The organism is Brachybacterium horti, from assembly GCF_054777615.1.
Map to the genome: position 1 here is coordinate 383,619 of NZ_BAAHAM010000002.1, position 19,107 is coordinate 402,725.

The 19,107-nt window shown below is 74.5% G+C and carries 17 protein-coding genes, 1 tRNA gene and 1 pseudogene; 9 read left to right on the top strand and 10 right to left on the bottom strand.

What is annotated here, in order from left to right; genetic code table 11:
• Entirely contained in the window at window positions 1–1,155 is a 1,155-nt protein-coding gene (gene proB / locus ACYVAP_RS06955) for a glutamate 5-kinase (RefSeq protein ID WP_498860100.1), read from the top strand.
• A 58-nt stretch (window positions 1,156–1,213) separates the two neighbouring features.
• On the opposite strand, the gene ACYVAP_RS06960 is transcribed toward proB, so the two are convergent.
• Window positions 1,214–2,161 carry a ribokinase gene (locus ACYVAP_RS06960; RefSeq protein ID WP_498860101.1) on the bottom strand — a complete coding sequence of 316 codons (948 nt, stop codon included), beginning with the start codon at window positions 2,159–2,161 and terminating at the stop codon, window positions 1,214–1,216.
• Window positions 2,162–2,204: 43 nt separating this feature from the next.
• Between ACYVAP_RS06960 and ACYVAP_RS06965 the strand changes: the two genes are divergently transcribed.
• From ACYVAP_RS06965 to ACYVAP_RS06995, 7 genes are all read left to right on the top strand, one after another.
• Window positions 2,205–3,494: a gamma-glutamyl-phosphate reductase gene (locus ACYVAP_RS06965; protein ID WP_498860102.1), complete on the top strand. Its 1,290-nt coding sequence runs from the start codon at window positions 2,205–2,207 to the stop codon at window positions 3,492–3,494.
• 53 nt (window positions 3,495–3,547) lie between these two features.
• Complete coding sequence (locus ACYVAP_RS06970) at window positions 3,548–3,724, top strand: hypothetical protein (RefSeq protein ID WP_498860103.1); 177 nt, start codon at window positions 3,548–3,550, stop codon at window positions 3,722–3,724.
• Between the two features lie 35 nt (window positions 3,725–3,759).
• Window positions 3,760–4,338 (top strand): nicotinate-nucleotide adenylyltransferase, encoded by a 579-nt coding sequence (nadD, locus tag ACYVAP_RS06975; RefSeq protein ID WP_377827330.1) that lies wholly within the window; start codon window positions 3,760–3,762, stop codon window positions 4,336–4,338.
• On the top strand, window positions 4,331–5,287 hold the full coding sequence (locus tag ACYVAP_RS06980) for a hypothetical protein (RefSeq protein WP_498860104.1): 957 nt from the start codon (window positions 4,331–4,333) through the stop codon (window positions 5,285–5,287). Before nadD ends, ACYVAP_RS06980 begins: the two co-directional genes overlap by 8 nt.
• Complete coding sequence (rsfS, locus tag ACYVAP_RS06985; protein ID WP_137770582.1) at window positions 5,284–5,667, top strand: ribosome silencing factor; 384 nt, start codon at window positions 5,284–5,286, stop codon at window positions 5,665–5,667. Before ACYVAP_RS06980 ends, rsfS begins: the two co-directional genes overlap by 4 nt.
• Window positions 5,664–6,329, top strand: a complete 666-nt coding sequence (locus ACYVAP_RS06990; protein WP_498860105.1) for a histidine phosphatase family protein — start codon at window positions 5,664–5,666, stop codon at window positions 6,327–6,329. Before rsfS ends, ACYVAP_RS06990 begins: the two co-directional genes overlap by 4 nt.
• A gap of 79 nt (window positions 6,330–6,408) precedes the next feature.
• Window positions 6,409–6,481, top strand: a tRNA-Ala gene (locus tag ACYVAP_RS06995).
• Window positions 6,482–6,619: 138 nt separating this feature from the next.
• Here ACYVAP_RS06995 and ACYVAP_RS07000 read toward each other — a convergent pair.
• The 5 genes and pseudogenes from ACYVAP_RS07000 to ACYVAP_RS07020 all read right to left on the bottom strand — a co-directional run bounded on the left by ACYVAP_RS07000 (window position 6,620) and on the right by ACYVAP_RS07020 (window position 12,562).
• On the bottom strand, window positions 6,620–7,246 hold the full coding sequence (locus ACYVAP_RS07000) for a GyrI-like domain-containing protein (protein ID WP_498860106.1): 627 nt from the start codon (window positions 7,244–7,246) through the stop codon (window positions 6,620–6,622).
• A 3-nt stretch (window positions 7,247–7,249) separates the two neighbouring features.
• The gene (gene recQ, locus ACYVAP_RS07005) at window positions 7,250–9,139 is read right to left on the bottom strand and encodes a DNA helicase RecQ (protein ID WP_498860107.1); all 1,890 of its coding nucleotides are present in this window, start codon (window positions 9,137–9,139) and stop codon (window positions 7,250–7,252) included.
• A 698-nt stretch (window positions 9,140–9,837) separates the two neighbouring features.
• Window positions 9,838–11,055: pseudogene (locus tag ACYVAP_RS07010) on the bottom strand (GMC family oxidoreductase N-terminal domain-containing protein); the annotation flags it as partial.
• A 9-nt stretch (window positions 11,056–11,064) separates the two neighbouring features.
• Complete coding sequence (locus ACYVAP_RS07015; protein ID WP_498860108.1) at window positions 11,065–11,619, bottom strand: DUF1990 domain-containing protein; 555 nt, start codon at window positions 11,617–11,619, stop codon at window positions 11,065–11,067.
• Window positions 11,620–11,623: 4 nt separating this feature from the next.
• Entirely contained in the window at window positions 11,624–12,562 is a 939-nt protein-coding gene (locus ACYVAP_RS07020; protein ID WP_498860109.1) for a Rossmann-fold NAD(P)-binding domain-containing protein, read from the bottom strand.
• Between the two features lie 85 nt (window positions 12,563–12,647).
• Between ACYVAP_RS07020 and ACYVAP_RS07025 the strand changes: the two genes are divergently transcribed.
• Entirely contained in the window at window positions 12,648–13,556 is a 909-nt protein-coding gene (locus ACYVAP_RS07025) for an MmyB family transcriptional regulator (protein WP_498860110.1), read from the top strand.
• On the opposite strand, the gene ACYVAP_RS07030 is transcribed toward ACYVAP_RS07025, so the two are convergent.
• From ACYVAP_RS07030 to kdpC, 4 genes are all read right to left on the bottom strand, one after another.
• Window positions 13,525–15,045 carry an APC family permease gene (locus tag ACYVAP_RS07030; protein WP_498860111.1) on the bottom strand — a complete coding sequence of 507 codons (1,521 nt, stop codon included), beginning with the start codon at window positions 15,043–15,045 and terminating at the stop codon, window positions 13,525–13,527. The genes ACYVAP_RS07025 and ACYVAP_RS07030 overlap by 32 nt on opposite strands.
• Before the next feature lie 133 nt (window positions 15,046–15,178).
• Complete coding sequence (locus ACYVAP_RS07035; protein ID WP_498860112.1) at window positions 15,179–15,889, bottom strand: response regulator transcription factor KdpE; 711 nt, start codon at window positions 15,887–15,889, stop codon at window positions 15,179–15,181.
• A complete protein-coding gene (locus tag ACYVAP_RS07040; protein ID WP_498860113.1) occupies window positions 15,886–18,414 on the bottom strand; it encodes a sensor histidine kinase in 2,529 nt (842 codons plus the stop codon). The genes ACYVAP_RS07035 and ACYVAP_RS07040 overlap by 4 nt, the downstream gene beginning before the upstream one ends.
• A complete protein-coding gene (gene kdpC, locus ACYVAP_RS07045; RefSeq protein WP_498860114.1) occupies window positions 18,411–19,088 on the bottom strand; it encodes a potassium-transporting ATPase subunit C in 678 nt (225 codons plus the stop codon). The genes ACYVAP_RS07040 and kdpC overlap by 4 nt, the downstream gene beginning before the upstream one ends.
• Window positions 19,089–19,107: the final 19 nt, after the last annotated feature.

The window sequence follows — 19,107 nt, forward strand, 5'->3', positions numbered from 1 at the left end:
ATGGTCACCGTCCCCGCCGAACCGCATCAGCCGGCGAGGCTGCTCGCACGCACCGACATCCCCGGACCGCGGCGGGCGGTGGTCAAGATCGGCTCCTCGAGCCTCACCCGCGCCGACGGGCACCTCGACGAGACCGGACTGCGGCTCATCGCGGACCAGGTCGCCGAGCTCCTGCAGGGCGGCTGGGACGTCGTGCTGGTCTCCTCCGGTGCGATCGCCGCGGCGCTGGGCCCGCTGGGCCTGGACGAGCGCCCGAGCGACGTCCCCACCCAGCAGGCGTGCGCGGCCGTGGGCCAGTCGCTGCTGGCGACGGCATGGGCCGCCGCCTTCGGCGCCCACGGCCGGATCTCCGGTCAGCTGCTGCTGACCGAGGCGGACGTCATCCGCCCGGACACCTACCGCAACGTGCGCTCGGCCCTCGAGGCGATGCTCGCCGTGGGCGTCATCCCCGTGATCAACGAGAACGACACGACGGCGACCCACGAGATCCGCTTCGGCGACAACGACCGCCTCGCCGCGCTCGTGGCGCAGCTCCTGGGCGCGGATCTCCTCGTCCTGCTGACGGACGTCGACGGCCTGTACACGAAGAACCCGGCGGAGCCCGACGCCGAGCGGATCAGCGTGGTCGACGACTTCGCGGCGCTCGTGGACGTGAAGGTCGGCTCGGTGGGCTCGAAGGTCGGCACGGGCGGCATGGTGACCAAGCTCGACGCCGCCCACCACGCCTCCACGACCGGCACCGCCACGATCCTCACCCGTGCGGACCGCTTCGGCGCCGCCGTGCACGGCGAGGACGTCGGCACGTTCTTCCCCGCGCAGACGGGCCGTCGCCGCTCCCGGCTCGTGTGGCTGCGCTACGCGACGCGCGGCGCGGGCACGCTGCGCCTGGACGAGGGCGCCGCGGCGGCGATCCGCTCCCGCCGCCGCTCCCTGCTGGCCGTCGGCATCACGGAGGTGACCGGGGCGTTCTCCGCCGGGGTCCCCGTGGACATCGCCGATCCCGACGGCACCGTCATCGCCCGCGGCCTCGTCGCCTACTCGAGCGAGGACCTCCGCGCCATGGCGGGTCTCACCACCGCGGAGCTCCGCGAGCGCATCGGCGACCACTACGGCCGCTCGGTCGTGCACCGCGACGCGATGGTAATGCTGGGCTGAGCCCCACGGGACCTGCGCCCGCACGGGCGGGGGCCATCCGCCCCGGCGGCACCGGCGCTCAGCGCGGGTAGCTCGACTGCGCCCCGCGGGCGGTGACGGACCTCCCCGCGAAGGCGGTCGCCCGCTCGGCGGCCCGCACGAGTCCCTCACCCGCGGACAGGTGGGCGGCGAGCGCGCCGATGAACGCGTCCCCGGCCCCTGTCGTGTCGACGACCTCGACCTGCGCCGCCGGGATCACCGCGGGGTCGCCGGCCCCGGTCCCGTCGCCCTCATCGAGGGCGGGGCCCGCGACGACGGCCCCGCGGGCGCCGAGGGTCAGCACGACGGACCGCACCCCCGCGTCCCGCAGGGCGGCGACGAGCTCCTGCGGATCCCGGTCCTCGCCCGCGTCCGTGGCCGCGCCCGTGCCTGCACCCTGGAGCTGCTCGAGCACCGCCGCCGCCTCGTGCTCGTTGACGACGAGCGGATCCGCGTCGCGCAGCACCGCGGGGTCCAGGGCGAGCACCGGGGCGGGGTTGAGGACCACACGACCTCCCGCCGTGTGCACCGCCCGCGCCGCCGCCTCGATGCCCTCGCGCGGGATCTCGCCCTGCAGCACGAGCACCGCGGCCCGGGCGAGGAGGTCGGCGTGCCGGTCCACGGCGGCGGCGTCCACGGAGGCGTTCGCGCCGGGGACCACGAGGATGGCGTTCTCGCCGTCCGCCGCGACCGTGACGACGGCGAGGCCCGTCGGCCCGGGGACGACCGCCACGGCGGAGAGGTCCACGCCGTCCTCGCGCAGGAGCCCGAGGGCGACCTCGGCGTCCGGGTCGTCCCCGACGGCGCCCACCATGTGCACCGCGGCGCCGGCGCGCCAGGCGGCGAGGGCCTGGTTCGCCCCCTTGCCACCGGGGGAGCGGCCACCGCCGCCCGCGATCAGCGTCTCGCCGGGGGAGGGGTGGCGGTCCACGGTGAGGGCGAGGTCCACGTTCAGGGAGCCCACCACGACGACGATCTCATCACTCATGCACTCCATCGTGCCTCGCCGCGCCCCGCGTACGCTGGAGCGCATGACTGTCACCCGCGAGCACACCGACGTCGAGACCGCCGTCCTGGCGGCCGCCCGCGCCGCGAAGGAGGCCCAGCCCGCCCTCGCCCGGCTGCACCGCTCCCAGAAGGACGCCCTGCTGCTGGCCATGGCGGACGCCCTCGTCGAGCGCAGCGCGGAGGTCGTGGAGGCGAACGCCCGCGACCTCGCCGCCGCGGACGCCTCCGGCATGGAGGCGGGCCTGCGGGACCGCCTCGCGCTGAGCGAGGAGCGCGTCGCCGCGATCGCCCAGCAGCTGCGCGACGCCGCCGCCCTCCCCGACCCGGTGGGAGAGGTGGTGCGCGGCGGGCTGCTCGACAACGGCCTCGAGCTGCGCCAGGTGCGCGTGCCCATGGGCGTGATCGGCATGGTCTACGAGGCCCGGCCCAACGTCACGGTCGACGCCGCCGGCCTCTCCCTCAAGGCGGGCAGCGCCGTCGTGCTGCGCGGCGGCTCCGCCGCCCTGCACTCCAACACCGCGCTCATCGCCGTCCTCCGCTCCGTGCTCGCCGCGCAGGGCCTGCCCGAGGACCTCGTCATCGGCATCGACGAGCACGGCCGGGACGGCGTCGACGTGCTCATGCGCGCCCGTGGCCTCGTGGACCTGCTCATCCCGCGCGGCGGCGCCGGCCTCATCCGGCGCGTCGTGGAGAACTCCCTGGTGCCCGTCATCGAGACCGGCACCGGCAACACGCACGTCTTCGTCGACGCGAGCGCGGACCTCGACCAGGCCGCCGCGATCGTCGTCAACGCGAAGACCCAGCGGATCGGCGTCTGCAACTCCCTCGAGACGCTGCTCGTCCACGCGGACGTCGCCGAGCGGGCGCTCCCCGCGATCGCCCCGGGCCTCGTCGAGGCCGGGGTGCGGATCCACGCCGACGAGCGCGCGGGGGAGATCCTCGCCGCTGCCGGGGTGGCGAGCGAGCCCGCCACCGAGGAGGACTGGGACACGGAGTACCTGGCCCTCGAGATCGCCGTGCGCGTGGTCGAGGACCTCGACGCCGCGCTCGAGCACATCCGCGCCTGGTCCACGGGGCACACCGAGTCGATCCTCACCGCGGACCTCCGCTCCCAGCAGCGGTTCCTCACCGAGGTGGACTCCGCGGTCGTCATGGCGAACGCCTCGACCCGGTTCTCCGACGGCGGCGAGTTCGGCTTCGGCGCGGAGATCGGCATCTCGACCCAGAAGCTCCACGCCCGCGGGCCGATGGGCCTGACCGAGATCACCGCCACGAAATGGATCGTCGTGGGCCAGGGGCACGTGCGCCCCTGACCCCGGGTGCTGTGGGATGATGACGCGGTCACCCAGGAAAGGCGCTTCCAGTCATGATCGATCAGCTCATCATCCTCGCCGAGGCCGGCCACGAGGCCACCGAGGGCGTGCCGCCGCAGTACATCGGCATCGGGGCGTTCATCACGATGCTCATCCTGCTCGGCATCGCGAGCCTCGTCGGCGGCAGCCACCAGCGTGACGAGGACCCCGAGCAGCACACCGATCACTGAGCCCCATGGAGCAGCAGCGGCGACGGATCGGCGTGATGGGCGGGACCTTCGACCCGATCCACCACGGTCACCTGGTCGCCGCGAGCGAGGTGCAGAGCGTCTTCGCCCTCGACGAGGTGGTGTTCGTGCCCACCGGTCGCCCATGGCAGAAGTCCGAGCGGGAGATCTCCGATCCGGAGCACCGCTACCTCATGACCGTCGTCGCGACGGCCGCGAACCCCGTCTTCACCGTCTCGCGGGTGGACGTGGACCGGCCCGGGGACACCTACACGATCGACACCCTCCGCGACCTCCACGCCCAGCACGACGACGCCGACCTCTTCTTCATCACCGGTGCTGACGCCCTCCAGAACATCCTGACCTGGAAGGACAACCAGGAGATCTTCGAGCTCGCGCACTTCGTCGGGGTCACCCGGCCGGGGCACGAGCTCGACACCTCCGGTCTCCCGGCCGACGGCGTCACCCTCATCGAGGTGCCGGCCATGGCGATCAGCTCGACGGACTGCCGCACCCGCGTGGCCGCCGGGGCCCCCGTCTGGTACCTGGTGCCCGACGGCGTCGTCCAATACATCAGCAAGTACGCCCTCTACACAGGAGGAGACGCTCATGAGTGAGTCCACCGCGGCTCCCCGGCACGGCCGTCGCGCCCGTCGGCTCAGCGAGGAGGAGGCCGCCGCCCTCGCCCCGCACCCCGTGGCGGAGGCCGGGGGCGACCAGCCCGCCGTCCCTGCCGTGCGCGGCGCGGTCGCGGCTCCCGGCGCGGACGCCCCGACGCCCGCGCTGCGCAAGTTCGGCAAGCGCGCGCGGATCATCGAGCTCACGGAGGAGCCGCCCGAGCAGGCGGGGCAGCCCTCCGAGCAGCCGTCGGCCGACGGCGCACCGGACGCGGCATCCCCTGCGGTCGCCGCCGAGGAGCCCGCAGCCCCGGCCGCGCCCCGACCGGGCAGCGCGGCCGGCGCCGGCACCGTCTCCACCGGGGCAGCCCTGACCTCGGGCACCACCGGTGCCGCGAGCGGCACGGGAGGCACGGGAACAGCCACGACCGGTGACGCTTCGTCCTCCGAGACCGCGCCGTCCGGCGCTGCCCCGTCCGACCCCGCGCAGCCCGGCACCGCGTCGTCCGAGGCGGCGTCGTCCGCCGACGGTGCCGCGTCCGTCGCCGCAGCGACCGCCGGCACCGCCACGACGGCCGGCCCCGCGCGCTCCACGGGCACGCCGGCCGCGACCGCCACGATCGAGCGGGACGCCGACGGCGTGGAGCTCGGCGAGCTCTCCGTCACTCAGGCCCCCGACCCCCGGCCCGCGCCGCGGTTCGACGGCCGCGTCCTCCACCGCCCCGAGCGCTCGGGCGGCCGCCCGCTGCTGTGGGTCGTGTGGGGGCTCATCGCGCTCGCGATCGTCGTGCTCGTCGTGCTGCTGATCACCGGTGTGCTCGGCGGCTCGGGCAGCTCCTCGGCGCTCGCCCCGGCCCTCGACGCCCACCTCTCCAGCCTCTCAAGCCTTTCCGGCCCCGGCTCCCCGGCGGCCTCCCTCCCCTCGAGCACCCAGGAGCTCCCCGCGTGACCGCATCCGACGAAGCCCTCGACATCGCCCGCGTCGCCGCCCAGGCCGCGGCGGACAAGCTCGCCCAGGAGGTGATCGGGCTCGACGTCTCCGAGCAGATCGTCATCACCGACGTCTTCCTGGTCTGCTCCGGCGAGTCCGAGCGGCAGGTCTCCGCGATCGTGGGCGCCGTGGAGGAGGAGCTGCTCAAGCAGCGCCGCCGCAAGACCCTGCGCCGCGAGGGCGAGCGGGACTCGCGCTGGGTCCTCCTGGACTACGGCGACGTCGTCGTCCACGTGCAGCACGCCGAGGACCGCGCCTTCTACGCGCTCGAGCGCCTGTGGCGCGACGCCCCCGTGCTGGATCTCGACATCGACGTGGACCGGGACGCCACCGCGTGAGCACCAGTCATGCCGGGGTGCACCATCCGGTGCACACCCGTCTCGTCCTGGTGCGCCACGGGCAGACGGACCACAACCGCGACGGCCGGCTCCAGGGCCAGGTCGACATCCCGCTGAACGCGACGGGCCGCAAGCAGGCCGCTCGGGCCGCCGCGAGCATCGCGCAGAACCCGCCGAATCTCATCGTCGCCTCCCCGCTGGACCGCGCCCACGAGACCGCCCGGATCATCGGCGAGGCCTGCGGGGTCGCGGTGACCACGGACGCCGCCTTCCTCGAGCGCAGCTTCGGCGCGTGGGAGGGTCTGCGCGGCGAGGAGATCCGTGGTCGCTGGCCGCAGGAGCACGCCGCGTGGCGCGCGCACCGACCGGTGCCGGGGCTCGACATCGAGGAGCGGCTCGCGGTGGGGGAGCGGGTCGCGGCCGCGGCGCGCTCGCTGATCGCGGAGAACACCGGCGGCACGGTCATGGTCGTCGCACACGGCGCCGCGATCACCCTCGGGATCACCGCCCTGCTGGGCGAGGACCCGGAGACCTTCCGCGGCCTTGGCGGGCTCGAGAACTGCCATCGCAGCGTGCTCGAGCCGCTCGTCTCGGACCCCACCGGGCAGGCGATGAGGTTGCTGTCACACAACCTCCCTCCGGATTTCACGGGAGCCCCCTGACCATGTAATCTAGTGGAGTCGCCACGGAGCGGGGACGGAGAATCGCGAGAGGATCCGAACCGCGAGGGCGGCACCCTACGGGGCTATGGCGCAGTTGGTAGCGCGCTTCCATGGCATGGAAGAGGTCGGGAGTTCGAATCTCCCTAGCTCCACTCGAGAAACTCTTGAGACAGTGACTCGTCCGAAGGGCCCCACCGCGAGGTGGGGCCCTTCGTCGTGCTCCGGGCGTGATCGGGCCCCGCCCCCGCTCCGGGTACCCGGTCCGCGGTCCGGGACGCCCGGGGCCGCGCTCAGGAGGTGGGCTCGACGCCCTGGCGCAGGATCGTGCGCAATCGCTCCGGGGCCGTGCGCCGCGGGTCCCCGAGATAGATCTCGTGATGGTGGCCGCGCGGTCGCAGCCCCAGGCCCGGAAGCACCTCCTCGTGCAGGCGTGCGAGGACGGGTCCCTCGTCGTCGTACGGGCCCACGTGGAGGGTCTGCACGCAGTCGCCCTCGTCGAGCACCTCGCAGCGCAGCTCCTCGATCAGCGGCGGGGGCGTGCGGCGCGAGCGGGCGCGGGCCAGGGCCGCCTCGACGTGCTCCTTGTCGGCGTGGTCGGGCACGAGCAGCAGCAGCGTCCAGTCCCAGGCGTCCTTGTCGCGGGCCGTGGTGAAGGCGGCGAGGTCCTCCGCCCACCAGCGCCCCTCGAGCGGGGGCACCACGTGATCGCGATTCAGCTCCTCTCGGCATACAGCCTTCAAGGCGTATGAAACTGGATACAGCGTCTGCAGCGCGTCCTGGTAGCGCGGGGCGGTGTTCGGATCGCCGTGGCCGTCGACCATGAGATAGCGGTGCGGCGGCACCACGAGGCGGCGCATCTTCCCCGCGTGCGCCTGGTACTCGTCGAGGTCACGCTTGACGTCGAGGGGGCTCGTCATCGCTCAGCCCACCTGCTCGAGCGTCGCGAGCACCTGCTCGCCGTACTCCGCGAGCTTCTTCGCGCCCACGCCGCTCACCCCGCCGAGCTCCGCGACGGTCCCGGGCCGCTGCTCGATGATGCCCACGAGGGTCGCGTCGGAGAACACCATGTACGGCGCGATCTGCTTCTCCTTCGCCACACCCGTGCGCCAGGTCCGCAGCGCCTCGAACACCTCGCGCTGTGCGGGCTCGAGCGACTCCGCCGCCCCGCCGCCGCGCCGTCGGCCGGACCCGCCGCGCGCCTTCGCGGGCGTGCGATCGACCGCGAGCTCGACCGTCTCCTCGCCGCGCAGCACCGGCCCCGCCGCACGCCCCGGGACGAGCACGCCGTAGTCGCCCACCGCCTCGACGATCCCGCGGGCCAGCAGCTGGCGCAGGGCCGTGCGCCACTCGCGCTCGCTCAGCTCCGTGCCGATGCCCCACACGCTCAGCTCGTGGTGGCGCGACTGCCGGGAGCGCTCCGATTCCTTGCCCAGCAGCACGTCGATCACCTGGCCGGACCCGAAGCGCTGGTCCCGCTCCCGGTCCAGGCGGATCAGCGCGGAGAGCAGCTTCTGCGCGGCCGTCGTCGCGTCCCACGTCTCCGGCGGGGACAGGCAGGTGTCGCAGTTCCCGCAGGGCTCGCCCGCCTCCTGGCCGAAGTACCGCAGCAGCTGCACGCGCCGGCAGCCGACCGTCTCGCACAGGGCGAGCATCGCGTCGAGGTGCGCGCGGGCATTGCGCTTGAACTGCTCGCCGCCCTCGCCCTCGTCGATGAAGCGTCGCTGGTTGACGACGTCCGCGAGGCCGTAGGCCATCCAGGCGGTCGAGGGGAGCCCGTCGCGGCCGGCGCGGCCCGTCTCCTGGTAGTAGCCCTCGATGGACTTGGGCAGGTCCAGGTGCGCCACGAAGCGGACGTCCGGCTTGTCGATCCCCATACCGAAGGCGATCGTCGCGACGATGACGAGCCCCTCCTCGCGCAGGAACCGCTCCTGGTGGTCCTGGCGCATGCGGGCGTCGAGCCCCGCGTGGTACGGCAGGGCCGGGACGCCCTGGTCGGCGAGGAACTGCGCCGTCTGCTCCACGCTGCGCCGCGAGAGGCAGTAGACGATGCCCGCGTCCCCCGCATGCTCGGTGCGGATGAGCCGCAGCAGCTGCTCGCGAGCGCGGTCCTTGGGGCCGATCCGGTACTGGATGTTGGGGCGGTCGAAGCTCGCGACGAAGTGCTGAGCGCCCTGCAGCGCCAGGCGCTCGGTGATCTCCCGGTGCGTCGCCTCCGTCGCGGTCGCCGTCAGCGCCACCCGCGGCACCCCGGGGAACGTCTCGGCGAGCATCGACAGGCCCAGGTAGTCGGGACGGAAGTCGTGCCCCCACTGGGACACGCAGTGCGCCTCGTCGATCGCGAACAGGGCGAGCCGCGCACGCTGCAGCAGCTGCACGGTGCGGGGGAGCACGAGCCGCTCGGGCGCCATGTAGAGGAGGTCGAGCTCCCCGCCGATCAGCTGCTGCTCGACGGCCTGCGCCTCGTGCGGATCGAGCGTCGAGTTGAGGAACGCGGCGCGGATGCCGACGGCGCCGAGCGCCGCCACCTGGTCCGCCATGAGCGCGATGAGCGGGGAGACGACGATCCCCGTGCCCTCCCGCAGCAGCGAGGGGATCTGGTAGCACAGCGACTTGCCGCCGCCGGTGGGCATGAGGACGACCGCGTCCCCGCCGCCGGCGATCTGGTCGATGATCTGCGCCTGCTCGCCGCGGAACGCGTCGTAGCCGAAGACGGTCGAGAGGATCTGCAGCGCGTCGCCGCCCGTCGGGGCGGGGGAGGGCACGGGGCCGTCGGAGGGGGCAGGGGCGTCGGACGGCGAGGCGGGAGGCATGCCCTCCAGCCTAGGCGCTCGCGACGAGCTGCTCGGTGTGGCGCAGGGCGAGCGCCAGCACGGTCAGCACCGGGTTCGCGCCGCCGTTGGTGACGTGCACGGAGGCGTCGGCCACGAGCACGTTCGGGTGCCCCCAGAGCCGCCCGTGGGGATCGGTCGCGGAGGCCGACGGATCCGTTCCCCATGCGCAGGGTCCCGGCCTGGTGCTGGCCGTTGCTCACGGCGATCGTCCCCGTGAGCGGGGCGGCGGGCACCACACGCCGGGCGCCGGCCTCCGCGAGCCACTCCGCGGCACGCGCGGAGAGCAGGTCCCGGCCCCGCAGGTCCTCCGGGTGCAGGTGCCCCTCGAGGCGCACGAGGGAGCGCCCGAGCCGGTCGCGGCGGCGGTCCAGGCGCACGCGGGCGCTCGCGGTCGTCACCTCCTGGACCGGGCCGACGACCCTCCCCAGCCGGAGCATGGCCCGCTCGAGCTCGGGCGACCCGGCACGTGCCCCGGCGGGGACCAGTCCTGCCTCCCGCAGGTAGCGCTGGGTGGCCGCGGGGGTGGGGACGAACTCGTCGGCGAGGATGCCGCCGCCGATGATCCCGGCGTTGCCGTGGCGGAAGCGCTCGGTGGAGACGTCCGGACCCGGCCCGCGCAGGTCCGCCACCGGATCCTCGAACAGGGCCGTCGCGCCGCCGTAGGCGTGGCCCTGCAGGTGCCGGCCCACCTGGTCCCCGCCGAGGCCGCTGTCCAGCTCGAGCCGCGCGGACTCGATCGCGCCGGCGGAGAGCACCACCTGCTCGGTCAGGACCGTGCGACGGCCCTGCGCGCCGCCGGGGCCGGTGAGGACGATCTCCACCCTCGTCGCCCGGCCCCCGGCGCCGGTGAGGATCCGGGTGGCGACGGCGCCCGGCAGGAGGTGCGCGCGGCCGGTGGCGAGCGCCGCCGGGAGGGTCGTCGTGTGGCTGCCCGCGCGGGCGCCGACGGGGCAGTCGAAGCCGACGCACTGCGAGCACCGCACGCACGCCGCCCGGCCGCGCCGCGCGACGGTGTTGATCAGCAGCGGCACCGGCCGGGTCGCGAGCCCCAGCCGCTCGCCCGCCGCGGCGAGGCGCCCGCCGAGCGGCGAGGGGTCCAGCGGCGGCATGGGCAGGTCCCCGCCGCCGCTCACGCCGAGCATGTCCTCGACCCGCGCATAGAACGGGGCGAGCTCCGCGGCGGTGAGCGGCCAGTCGGCGAGGGAGCTGCCGTCGGGCACGCCGTAGGTGCTCGCCATCGTGAAGTCCTCGGCAACGAAGCGCCAGGCCTGCGCCCCGTACATGCGGGTGCCGCCGCCCACGGTCATCGCGTTGTTGCCCCAGGCGGGGGAGCTGGGCGGGACCTCCCCGGTGGCCGTGAGGCGGGGCTCGGCGTCCGCTGCGGGACCGGAGCTGGGCGGCAGGCCCAGGGTGGCCCGCGGGGTCGTGAGGTGGTCCTCGAGGAGGCGGTCGCGCTGCGGCCAGGCGCCCCGTTCGAGCACGAGCACCGACCATCCGGCCTCGGCGAGGACCTGCGCCGCCATGCCGCCGCCTGCGCCCGAGCCGATGACGACCGCGTCGTAGCGCTCTTGGAGGGCGGCCGGGTCGAGGAAGGAGCTCGGGCCCAGCAGGGTGGGCAGGCGCTTCTCGGCGGGCGGGGGTGACCAGACCCCGACGTGCGGGGCGAGGTCCGGCCCCACCCTGCCGTGCTGCAGCCCGTGCTCGTACAGCACGTCCGTGACGATGGCCTCTGCGGTGCCCGGGGCGCCGGTGAGGACCTGCTGCTCCCAGCCGATGGGCGCCGTCGTATCCAGCGCCCGGATCCGCGCCGTGAGCCGTGCGGCGAGCTCCGGGGAGCTCAGCTGCGGATCGAGCGCCGCGGCGACGCGGGCGAGGAGCGGATCATCGATGACCATGCGCCCACGCTAGCGGCGCGGGGGCTCCGGGGTGCGCGTGCGCAGCGCGGCGAGATAGCGGGCGGTGATCCGTCGCTGCATCAGGCGGGACACGGGACGGCCGAGCCGTGACCACCAGAGCGCCGGGGCGGAGACCGCGGTGATCCTCAGCTCCGGCTCGGAGCCGGGCGAGGCGATGACCGTGAAGCGCTCGAGGCCCTGCTCGGGATGGCCCGCGAGGGTCGCATAGGTGAAGCTCGCGAGGCCCTGCTCCTGACGGACCTCGACCACCTCGCAGGGGACGCCGATGCGCAGCGGACCGAGCCGCAGCGTCATGAGCAGGCGGGTGCCGACCTGCAGACGCGCCGACGTCGCCGCCACGTGGAGCCCGGCCCGCTTCTGGACCCGGCCGGTCAACAGCTCCTCGGTGAGGTCCGCGAAGGACCGGCCGGGCAGTGCGGCCCCGACCTCCATCCGCTCCATGCCCCGCGGAGTGTCGACGTCGACCGCGGTGACGCCGCCCGTGCGCAGCGGGAGCGCCTCGAGGGCGAGGCGTCGCGGGTCGTCCGAGGTCAGCAGCTGCATGGGCTCACGGTAGCGGTGCAGCGGTGAGCTCGAGGGAGAGGTCCCAGATGCGCGAGGCGTCGGCAGTGCTGCGCAGGGGGCGGTACAGCGCGTGCCGGGTCGGCGCGCCGCCCAGATGGCCGAGCCCGCCCGGGCCGTACATCATGCCCTCGACAGGGGAGGGGTCCGTGGCGGCGAGCAGGGCCGGCAGGGCCGCGGACTCCGCGGTGCCCAGCAGGATCCCGCGCGAGGAGAGAGCGCCGATGAGTCGGCGGCTCAGGCTCGTCACGCCGCGGCCGTACTCGGGATGCGCGGCGAGCAGGTTCGTCGCGGCGACCCCAGGATGGGAGAGCACGCTCGTGAGCCCCCAGCCGGCGTCATCGCTGCGCCGCTGCAGCTCGGTCGCGAACAGGCCGAGCGCGATCTTCGAGCTCGCGTAGGCGCGGCCGGCGTCATAGGAACGCGCCGACTGCAGGTCCTCCCAGAGAACGGAGCCGCTGCGGGCGGCGACGCTCACCTGGGTGACGACCCGGGCACGACGCTCCCGCAGCAGCGGCAGCAGTCCTGCCACGAGGGCCACGTGCCCCAGATGGTTGGTGCCGAGCTGCAGCTCGAAGCCGTCGGCCGTCGTACGCCGCCCGGGTGGTGTCATCACACCCGCGTTGAGGACCAGCAGGTCGATGCCCTGCCCGTCCTCGAGGAGCCGTGCGGTGAGGGCGCGCACCGAGGTGAGGGAGGCGAGGTCGAGGGAGCTCAGATCGACCTGCGCGCCGGGGTGCTCGGTGAGGACGCCGTCGCGGGCGGCCGCTCCTTTGTCGGCGCTGCGCACGGGCAGGAGGACCTCGGCGCCCGCAGCGGCGAGACGGGTCGCGATGCGGCGGCCGATCCCGTCGCTCCCCCCGGTGACGAGGGCGCGGCGACCACGGAGATCGAGGAGGTCCAGGGTGGGTGCGGTGCGTGTCATGCGGCCAGCCTCGCGCCGCCCGCCGCGCGGATCCACACCCTGCCGGGGCATGGATACCCGCGGCGGCGCGGGGTAGGAAGGTCACATGGACCCCGCGACCCCCGCGACCCCCGCGACCCCCGCGTCGGCTTCGCTCGCCGACTTCCTGCGCTCGCGCCGGGAGCTTCTCACCCCCATGGAGGTGGGTCTTCCGCCGGGACGGCGGCGTCGCACGCCCGGGCTGCGGCGCGAGGAGGTCGCGGCGCTCGCGAGCATGTCCCCGGACTACTACGGCCGGCTCGAGCGCGGCGACGCCGATCGGCCCTCCGCGGCGCTGCTCGGCGCGCTCGCCCAGGCGCTCCGTCTGGACCGCGACGAGCGCGATCACCTCTTCCGCCTCGCCGGGCAGGCCGCTCCGCCGCGCGGGGCCGACGGCGGCGAGCACGTGGGACCGGGCATGCTGCGGATCCTCGACCATCTTCGCGATGCGCCTGCCGAGATCGTCACCGAGCTGGGCGAGAGCCTCGTGCAGACGCCGCTCGCCGTGGCCCTCACGGGGGACCTGGTGGCGCTCACGGGGCCGATGCGATCGATCGGCTACCGATGGTTCATGGACCCTGCTGTGCGGGAGCTCTACGACGAGCGGGACCACGAGCTGCTGGGACGCTCCTTTGCGAGCGGCCTGCGCGAGGTGCTGGGGCGCCGCGGCCCCGGCTCACGAGCTGCGAGGTATGCCGAGCTGCTGCTCGAGGGCAGCGCGGAGTTCCGGGAGGTCTGGGACCGGCGGGAGATCGGCGTGCGGCCAGCGGACATGAAGCGCTTCCGCCACCCGCAGGTGGGGCCGATCGAGCTGCGTTGCCAGACCCTGCTGGACCCCGAGGAGTCCCATCTCCTCCTCGTCTACACGGCCGCGCCGGGGAGCGGGAGCCGGGAGAAGCTCGAGCTGCTGGAGGTCCTCGGTGACGAGCGCGCGGAGCAGGTGGTCACCGCTCCGGGTGGACCGACTCCCCGGTGAGGTCCGCCTCGACCATGTCGCGGCGCAGCGGCGCCCCGGCCACGTAGCCCACGAGCGCGATCGCGACGATCACGCCGATCGTGCCGAGGGTCAGCGCCTCGAACGCCGCATAGGGCACGCCCATCGCCTCGGAAAAGTCGAAGTCCAGTCCCAGCAGTGTCTCGAGGGTGCCCGGGAACACGGAGACCCACGAGCCGAGCGCCACGAAGCCCGTGGTCACGATCCCGAAGGCGAGCATGACGCCGTTCCCGCCCGGCACCGTGAAGGGGCGCGGCTGGTCGGGGCGGGAGAAGCGCAGGCGGATCGCCGCCGGGATGACGATGAGGTAGCTGAACAGGTAGGTCGTGATCGCGACGGAGAGCACCACGTCGAACAGCGCCGCGGAGGTGCCCGTCAGCTGCATCGCGGCGAGCATGAACACCGTCGAGATCGTGCCGGAGAGCAGGTTCACGCGGATCGGGGTGCCGAGGGTCGCGTGGAACTTCCCGAAGAAGCCGCCGAAGAAGGAGCCGTCGGCCGCGGCGATCGCCTGCATGCGGTCGGACATGATCATCCACGCCGCTCCCTGACCCACGTTCGCGAGCAGGAAGAGCACCACCGCGAGGGTGAGCATGGCCGGTGCGGCCGGGCCGTAGACGTCGAACACCGTCGCGACGGCGGTGATGAGGCCCGTGAGGCCGTCGATGTCCTGGTGCGGGATGACCAGCAGGATCGTCAGAACCGGGACGAGATAGAGGACCCCGGCGAGGGCGGAGGAGCGCAGCACCGCGAAGGAGACGTCCTTCGAGGCGTCCTTCATCTCGCCCGAGGCGCTCGAGCCGGACTCGAAGCCCAGGAACGCGAACAGCAGCAGCGGGGTGAGGGTGATGAAGCCGGAGACGGTGGGGGAGAAGTCCCCGAGGGCGAGGCCCTGCACCCCGTGCTCCGCGGCGTAGACGACGGCCGTGACGATGAAGATCCCGAGGAACACGATCTTGCAGACGGCGCCCATCGAGGGGATCCACTTCGCCCGGCGCAGCGACAGCACCGCGGCGAGCACGGTCGCCCAGATGATGAGCAGCTTCACCGCGTAGTCGGCGACGGAGCCGGCCTCGAAGGCCACGAGGTGCTCGCGCACCGCCTCGGTGCTGAGGAAGGCCATCGACCCGCCCACCCAGACCGGCTGGGTGATCCAGGTGAACGCGGAGGCGACCGCCGCGGCGGGCCGGCCGAACGCCTCCCGCACCCACAGGTACACGCCGCCCTCGCCCACGAAGGCGCTGCCGGTCTCCGCGAAGATCAGCGCGTAGGGCACGAGGAACACGAGGATCAGGATGACGAGCCAGGTGAAGGTCTCCGGGCCCTGCGAGGAGACCGAGCCGAGCATCTCGAGGCCCACCACGGCGGAGACGACGATGAAGACGATGTCGAAGCGGCCCAGGGTCCGATGCAGCACCTCGTTCTGCTTCTGCGCGAAACGGGTGGTGCCGGAGGACCGGGGCGTGGGCATGCGGGAGCTCTTCTCGGATCGGGGAGGGGAGGGGCCGACGGCGGCCCTCGGGCAGGGTAGCGCTCGCGCGGCGGTCCCCGCAGTGCCGTCCTCCCCGGCCACGGCCCGCGGGGCCTGCCCGCCGGTGCCGGGCTCAGTCGCCGTCGGGCAGCAGGCGGTACCCCATCCCGGCCTCGGTGAGCAGGTAGCGGGGGCGGGCGGGGTCCGGCTCGAGCTTCCGTCGCAGCTGGGAGACGTAGAGGCGCAGGTAGCCGGTGTCCTCCACGTGCTCGCCGCCCCAGATCGAGGTGAGCAGAGTGCCGCGGCTCACGAGGGTCCCCGGGTGGCGGGCGAGCACCTCGAGCACCTTCCACTCCGTGGGGGTGAGACGGATCTGACGCGGCGCGGCGTGCCCCTCGTCGCCGTCCGGGGCGGCGTGGACGGAGCGGGCGGCGAGGTCCACCGTGATCGTGCCGAGGCGCACCACGGGTCCCGCGGTCTCGTCCTCCCCGGCGCGGCGGGCCAGGGCGCGGAGCCTGGCGAGCAGCTCGTCCACCGCGAAGGGCTTGGTGACGTAGTCGTCGGCGCCCGCGTCGAGCGCGTCGACCTTGTCGGCGGAGTCGGTGCGGCCGGAGACCACGAGGATCGGGGCGCGGGACCAGCCGCGCAGCGCCTGGATGACCTCGATCCCGTCGAGGCCGGGCATGCCGAGGTCCAGCAGCACAAGGTCCGGCGGATGGTCCGCGGCGTGGGAGACGGCCTGGGCGCCGTCGGCCGCGGTGATCACCTCGTAGCCCTTCGCGCCGAGGGTGATGCGCAGGGCGCGCAGGATCTGCGGGTCGTCGTCGGCGACGAGGATCCTCATCGGGGGCTCCCTCCGGGCGGGGCGAGCGGCAGCGAGATCACCATGGTGAGACCGCCGCCGGGCGTGTCCTCCGGGGTGAGGGCGCCGCCCATCGATTCGACCACACCGCGGGACAAGGCGAGGCCCAGCCCCAGCCCGGCGGTGTTGTCCGTGTCGCCGAGACGCTGGAAGGGCCGGAAGACCGCCTCGAGCCGCTCCGCGGGGATGCCCGGGCCGTGGTCGATCACCCGGATCTCCGCGCGGCCGCCGAACACGCTCGTCGTGACGCGGATCGTGCCGGCGGCGCCCCCGTGGCGGTCCGCGTTCGCGAGCAGGTTCACGACGGCGCGGCGCAGCAGCACGGGATCGGCGAGGACGAGCTCCTCCTCGTGCCCGAGGTCGAGGTCCACCCGGTCCGGTCCCATGCCGAGCTCGTCGAGCGCCGCGGCGAGCGCCTCGGAGGGGTCGCAGGGCCGTGGCCGGACCTCCAGGGCCCCCGCCTCGACGCGGCTCACGTCGAGCAGGTCCGTGAGCAGGGAGGAGAGCGCCACGAGGCTCTGATCGGCCGTGGCGAGCAGTTCGTCGCGCTCCTCCGGGCGGAGGGAGTGACCGGCCTCGCGGAGCCCGCCGACGGCGGTGCGGGCGGCGGCGAGCGGACGCCGGAGGTCGTGCCCGAGGGCGGAGAGCAGCGCCCCGCGCACCTTGTCCGAGGCGGCGAGGGGCGCGAGGTCGCTCGCGGTCTCCTCGAGCCGCTGGTGCTCGAGGGCCGTGCTGAGCTGCGCGGCGGCGACCGCGAGCAGGCGCCGCTCCGAGGCGGGCAGGTCCGGGCCGCGCCAGTCCAGACGTGCCCCGTCGGCGAGCGGCAGGGAGGCGGTGACGCCGCCGGCGAGCGAGCCGACCTCCGCGAGCACCGTGCCCGCCGCGCCGCCCGTGCTGCCACCGCTGGACGTGCCGGCCTCGACGACCGCGAGACCCTCGAGGCGCAGGGCGCGGGCGGTGCGCTCGGCGACCGCCTCGACGGCGTCCCCGCCGCGCAGCACGCTCCCGGCGATGTCCTGGATCAGCTCGGACTCCGCCGCGGAGCGCTGCGCGGCCCGGGTGCGGCGCGCCGCCCGGTCCACGACGAGGCTCACGAGCGCCGCGATGACGACGTACAGGCCGAGCGCGAGCGTGTGGCGAGGGTCCGCGATCGAGACCGTGCGCACCGGGTCGATGAAGAAGAAGTCGAGGGTCACGCCGGAGAGCACCGCCGCGAGGAGCGCCGGCCACAGCCCGCCGAGGAGGGCGACGAGGACCACCAGCAGCTGGTAGGAGAGCACCTCGCCGGTGATCGACTCGGGCCCGCGCAGCGGGATCATCACCGCGGTGAGGAGCGGCCCGCCGAGCAGCGCGAGGGCGAGGCCCAGCAGCCGGCGGCGCACGGAGAGCGCACCGCCGATCCGCGGGAGCGGACCCCCGCGGGCGGCACCCGCATGGGGGACCATGTGCACGTCGATGTCCCCCGCGGCGCGGACCACGCTCGCCCCGATCCCTGGACCGGTGAGCACGGTGGCGAGGGCGCCCCGCCGGCTCGCGCCCATGACCAGCTGGGTCGCGTTGACGGAGCGGGCGAAGTCGAGCAGTGCCGCCGGGACGTCCTCGCCGATCACCTGGTGGTAGCCGCCGCCGAGGGATTCGCACAGCGCCCGCTGCCGCTCCAGGGCGGCCGGGTCCCCGGTGCGCAGCCCGTCCTGGCCGCCGACGTGCACCGCCAGCAGCTCCCCGCCGGAGGAGCGCGCGGCGATCCGGGCCCCGCGCCGCAGCAGGGTCTCGCCCTCGGGTCCGCCCGTGAGCGCGACGACCACCCGCTCCCGCGTCTCCCAGGTGCGACGGATGCCCTGCGCGTCCCGGTAGGCGATGAGCGCCTGGTCGACCTCGTCCGCGAGCCACAGCAGCGCCAGCTCCCGCAGCGCCGTGAGGTTGCCGAGGCGGAAGTAGTTCGACAGCGCCGCGTCGATCCGCTCCGCGGGGTAGACGAGACCGCCGGAGAGCCGGTCCCGCAGCGCCTGCGGGTCGAGGTCCACGACCTCGACCTGGTCCGCGGCCCGCAGCAGGGAGTCCGGGACGGTCTCCTGCTGGGGGACTCCGGTGATCTCCTCGACGACGTCGTTGAGCGAGGCGATGTGCTGGATGTTCACGGTCGTCAGCACGTCGATCCCGGCGTCGAGCAGGGAGGCGACGTCCTCGTGCCGGCGCTCGTGGGGAGAGCCGGGCGCGCAGCGGTGGGCGAGCTCGTCGACGAGGGCGACCTGCGGGGCGCGGGCGAGCACGGCCTCGAGGTCCATCTCCTCGAGCTCGACCCCGCGGTGCCGCAGCCGCCGCCGGGGCACCGTCTCGAGGCCCTCGGCGCGGGCGGCGGTGGCGCGCCGGCCGTGGGTCTCCAGGACGGCCACGACCACGTCGCGGCCCTCCTCCCGGAGCCGGTGCCCCTCCTCGAGCATGGTGTACGTCTTGCCCACGCCCGGGGCGGCGCCGAGCAGCACCCGCAGGTGACCGCGTGCGCTCATGCACCACCGTCCTTCTCGTCGAGGGCCAGGTTAAGCGCGGCGACGTCGACCACGGGCTCCCCGATCACACCGAGCAGCGGCTCCCGGGTGCAGGCGGCGACCTCAGCGCGCACCACCTGCGGGTCCAGTCCCCGCTCCCGGGCGACCCGGTCCACCTGCAGCGCCGCGTAGGCGGGGCTGATCTGCGGGTCCAGCCCGGAGCCGGAGGCCGTGAGCGCGTCCGCCGGGACGGCGGCGGGGTCCACGCCCTCCCGCTCGGCGATCTCGGCCCGGCGCTCCTCGATGCTCGCGACGAGGTCCCGGTCCTCGGGGCCCTGGTTCGATCCGCCCGAGGCGGTCGCGTCGAAGCCGTCGCCGGCGGCGGAGGGACGGGACTGGAAGTACTGCGGCAGGGCGTTGCCCTCCGCGTCGGTGAACGACTGGCCGATGAGGGTGCTGCCCGCGGCGGTGCCGTCGGAGCGGAGCAACAGGGAGCCGTCGGCCCGGCCGGGCATCAGCAGCTGCCCGATCCCCGTGAGGACGAGCGTGTACCCCGCCCCGAGGACGAGCGTGGACAGCAGCAGGGCGCGCACGGCGACGGCCGCGGTGCGCAGCCCCGAGCGGGTGCCAACGGGCCGGCGGCTCCGGGCCGGCGCGATGACAGGGGAGGGGACGGTGGTGGTTCCGGTGGACATGGTTCCTCGATCCGTGGAA